At 57.3% G+C, this 4794-nt stretch carries 2 rRNA genes; both read right to left on the bottom strand.

Annotated features, from left to right (window positions below):
- Positions 1–22: 22 nt before the first annotated feature.
- A 23S ribosomal RNA gene (locus AOK17_RS30040) occupies positions 23–3146 on the bottom strand.
- 314 nt (positions 3147–3460) lie between these two features.
- Positions 3461–4794 (bottom strand): 16S ribosomal RNA (locus AOK17_RS30035); the annotation flags it as partial.

Below are 4794 nucleotides of genomic sequence, written 5' to 3'. Positions count from 1 at the left end.
AACACAGTGGACGCGAGCAACTGAGGACAAGCCCTCGGCCTATTAGTACCAGTCAGCTTCACCCCTTACGAGGCTTCCACATCCGGCCTATCAACCCAGTCGTCTACTGGGAGCCTTAACCAATCTAGTTGGTGGGAATACTCATCTCGAAGCAGGCTTCCCGCTTAGATGCTTTCAGCGGTTATCCCTCCCGAACGTAGCCAACCAGCCATGCCCTTGGCAGGACAACTGGCACACCAGAGGTTCGTCCGTCCCGGTCCTCTCGTACTAGGGACAGCCCTTCTCAATATTCCTACGCGCACAGCGGATAGGGACCGAACTGTCTCACGACGTTCTAAACCCAGCTCGCGTACCGCTTTAATGGGCGAACAGCCCAACCCTTGGGACCGACTCCAGCCCCAGGATGCGACGAGCCGACATCGAGGTGCCAAACCATCCCGTCGATATGGACTCTTGGGGAAGATCAGCCTGTTATCCCCGGGGTACCTTTTATCCGTTGAGCGACGGCGCTTCCACAAGCCACCGCCGGATCACTAGTCCCGACTTTCGTCCCTGCTCGACCCGTCGGTCTCACAGTCAAGCTCCCTTGTGCACTTACACTCAACACCTGATTGCCAACCAGGCTGAGGGAACCTTTGGGCGCCTCCGTTACTCTTTAGGAGGCAACCGCCCCAGTTAAACTACCCATCAGACACTGTCCCTGATCCGGATCACGGACCCAGGTTAGACATCCAGCACGACCAGACTGGTATTTCAACGACGACTCCACAGACACTGGCGTGCCCGCTTCAAAGTCTCCCAGCTATCCTACACAAGCCGAACCGAACACCAATATCAAACTGTAGTAAAGGTCCCGGGGTCTTTCCGTCCTGCTGCGCGAAACGAGCATCTTTACTCGTAGTGCAATTTCACCGGGCCTATGGTTGAGACAGTCGAGAAGTCGTTACGCCATTCGTGCAGGTCGGAACTTACCCGACAAGGAATTTCGCTACCTTAGGATGGTTATAGTTACCACCGCCGTTTACTGGCGCTTAAGTTCTCAGCTTCGCACACCCGAAAGTGCACTAACCGGTCCCCTTAACGTTCCAGCACCGGGCAGGCGTCAGTCCGTATACATCGCCTTACGGCTTCGCACGGACCTGTGTTTTTAGTAAACAGTCGCTTCTCGCTGGTCTCTGCGGCCACCCCCAGCTCAAGCAGCAAGTGCTATCACCGGTGATGGCCCCCCTTCTCCCGAAGTTACGGGGGCATTTTGCCGAGTTCCTTAACCATAGTTCACCCGAACGCCTCGGTATTCTCTACCTGACCACCTGAGTCGGTTTAGGGTACGGGCCGCCATGAAACTCGCTAGAGGCTTTTCTCGACAGCATAGGATCATCCACTTCACCACAATCGGCTCGGCATCAGGTCTCAGCCTTAATGTGCGACGGATTTACCTACCACACGGCCTACACCCTTACCCCGGGACAACCACCGCCCGGGCTGGACTACCTTCCTGCGTCACCCCATCACTCACCTACTACCACCTTGGATCGACGGCTCCACCACTTTCCTTTCCCCGAAGGGTCCGGAACGGCTTCACGGTCTTAGCATCAGAGGGTTCGATGTTTGACGCTTCACAGCGGGTACCGGAATATCAACCGGTTATCCATCGACTACGCCTGTCGGCCTCGCCTTAGGTCCCGACTTACCCTGGGCAGATCAGCTTGACCCAGGAACCCTTAGTCAATCGGCGCACACGTTTCTCACGTGTGTATCGCTACTCATGCCTGCATTCTCACTCGTGAACCGTCCACCACTAGCTTCCGCTGCGGCTTCACCCGGCACACGACGCTCCCCTACCCATCCCAGCGGGCGTTGGCCCTATATGCTGAAATGACACGACTTCGGCGGTACGCTTGAGCCCCGCTACATTGTCGGCGCGGAATCACTAGACCAGTGAGCTATTACGCACTCTTTCAAGGGTGGCTGCTTCTAAGCCAACCTCCTGGTTGTCTCTGCGACTCCACATCCTTTCCCACTTAGCGTACGCTTAGGGGCCTTAGTCGATGCTCTGGGCTGTTTCCCTCTCGACCATGGAGCTTATCCCCCACAGTCTCACTGCCGTGCTCTCACTTACCGGCATTCGGAGTTTGGCTAAGGTCAGTAACCCGGTAGGGCCCATCGCCTATCCAGTGCTCTACCTCCGGCAAGAAACACACGACGCTGCACCTAAATGCATTTCGGGGAGAACCAGCTATCACGGAGTTTGATTGGCCTTTCACCCCTAACCACAGGTCATCCCCCAGGTTTTCAACCCTGGTGGGTTCGGTCCTCCACGACCTCTTACAGCCGCTTCAACCTGCCCATGGCTAGATCACTCCGCTTCGGGTCTTGAGCGCGCTACTATGTCGCCCTATTCGGACTCGCTTTCGCTACGGCTTCCCCACACGGGTTAACCTCGCAACACACCGCAAACTCGCAGGCTCATTCTTCAAAAGGCACGCAGTCACGACTGTATGTGCAAGCACATACAGCGACGCTCCCACGGCTTGTAGGCACACGGTTTCAGGTACTATTTCACTCCGCTCCCGCGGTACTTTTCACCATTCCCTCACGGTACTATCCGCTATCGGTCACCAGGGAATATTTAGGCTTAGCGGGTGGTCCCGCCAGATTCACACGGGATTTCTCGGGCCCCGTGCTACTTGGGTGTCTCTCAAACGAGCCGTTGATGTTTCGACTACGGGGGTCTTACCCTCTACGCCGGACCTTTCGCATGTCCTTCGCCTACACCAACGGTTTCTGACTCGTCTCACAGCCGGCAGACTGTGAAAGAGAGATCCCACAACCCCGTACACGCAACCCCTGCCGGGTCTCACACGTATACGGTTTGGCCTCATCCGGTTTCGCTCGCCACTACTCCCGGAATCACGGTTGTTTTCTCTTCCTGCGGGTACTGAGATGTTTCACTTCCCCGCGTTCCCTCCACACACCCTATGTGTTCAGATGTGGGTGACAGCCCATGACGACTGCCGGGTTTCCCCATTCGGAAACCCCCGGATCAAAGCCTGGTTGACGGCTCCCCGGGGACTATCGTGGCCTCCCACGTCCTTCATCGGTTCCTGGTACCAAGGCATCCACCGTGCGCCCTTAAAAACTTGGCCACAGATGCTCGCGTCCACTGTGCAGTTCTCAAACAACGACCAACCACCCATCACCCCGAACCAGTAGTTCGAGTGCACTGGGGCCGGCACTGAAGACAGACCTTGCGGCCATACCCTCAGACACCCAACAGCGTGCCCGACACCCTCGCCACTCATGATCAGCTTTCCACGCCCCGAAGGACAGTACTTGCAGCCCGAGATGACTGAGAGTGCCGAATAATCAACGTTCCACCCATGAGCAACCACCGTCGAACGTGTGCCGACGTAATGGCCCTGGACCACCAAGCGGACTTGGCGGCCTAGATGCTCCTTAGAAAGGAGGTGATCCAGCCGCACCTTCCGGTACGGCTACCTTGTTACGACTTCGTCCCAATCGCCAGTCCCACCTTCGACAGCTCCCTCCCCACAAGGGGGTTGGGCCACCGGCTTCGGGTGTTACCGACTTTCGTGACGTGACGGGCGGTGTGTACAAGGCCCGGGAACGTATTCACCGCAGCAATGCTGATCTGCGATTACTAGCAACTCCGACTTCATGGGGTCGAGTTGCAGACCCCAATCCGAACTGAGACAGGCTTTTTGAGATTCGCTCCGCCTTGCGACATCGCAGCTCATTGTACCTGCCATTGTAGCACGTGTGCAGCCCAAGACATAAGGGGCATGATGACTTGACGTCGTCCCCACCTTCCTCCGAGTTGACCCCGGCAGTCTCCTGTGAGTCCCCATCACCCCGAAGGGCATGCTGGCAACACAGAACAAGGGTTGCGCTCGTTGCGGGACTTAACCCAACATCTCACGACACGAGCTGACGACAGCCATGCACCACCTGTCACCCGACCACAAGGGGGGCACCATCTCTGATGCTTTCCGGGCGATGTCAAGCCTTGGTAAGGTTCTTCGCGTTGCGTCGAATTAAGCCACATGCTCCGCTGCTTGTGCGGGCCCCCGTCAATTCCTTTGAGTTTTAGCCTTGCGGCCGTACTCCCCAGGCGGGGAACTTAATGCGTTAGCTGCGGCACCGACGACGTGGAATGTCGCCAACACCTAGTTCCCACCGTTTACGGCGTGGACTACCAGGGTATCTAATCCTGTTCGCTCCCCACGCTTTCGCTCCTCAGCGTCAGTAATGGCCCAGAGATCCGCCTTCGCCACCGGTGTTCCTCCTGATATCTGCGCATTTCACCGCTACACCAGGAATTCCGATCTCCCCTACCACACTCTAGTCTGCCCGTATCGAATGCAGACCCGGGGTTAAGCCCCGGGCTTTCACATCCGACGTGACAGACCGCCTACGAGCTCTTTACGCCCAATAATTCCGGACAACGCTTGCGCCCTACGTATTACCGCGGCTGCTGGCACGTAGTTAGCCGGCGCTTCTTCTGCAGGTACCGTCACTTTCGCTTCTTCCCTGCTGAAAGAGGTTTACAACCCGAAGGCCGTCATCCCTCACGCGGCGTCGCTGCATCAGGCTTTCGCCCATTGTGCAATATTCCCCACTGCTGCCTCCCGTAGGAGTCTGGGCCGTGTCTCAGTCCCAGTGTGGCCGGTCGCCCTCTCAGGCCGGCTACCCGTCGTCGCCTTGGTGAGCTTCTACCTCACCAACAAGCTGATAGGCCGCGGGCTCATCCTTCACCGCCGGAGCTTTCAACCC

This window comes from Streptomyces phaeochromogenes (assembly GCF_001418655.1).
Classification (GTDB): domain Bacteria; phylum Actinomycetota; class Actinomycetes; order Streptomycetales; family Streptomycetaceae; genus Streptomyces; species Streptomyces phaeochromogenes.
The sequence above is the reverse complement of the archived record's forward strand: the minus strand, read 5'-3'. Positions and strand labels throughout refer to the sequence as shown.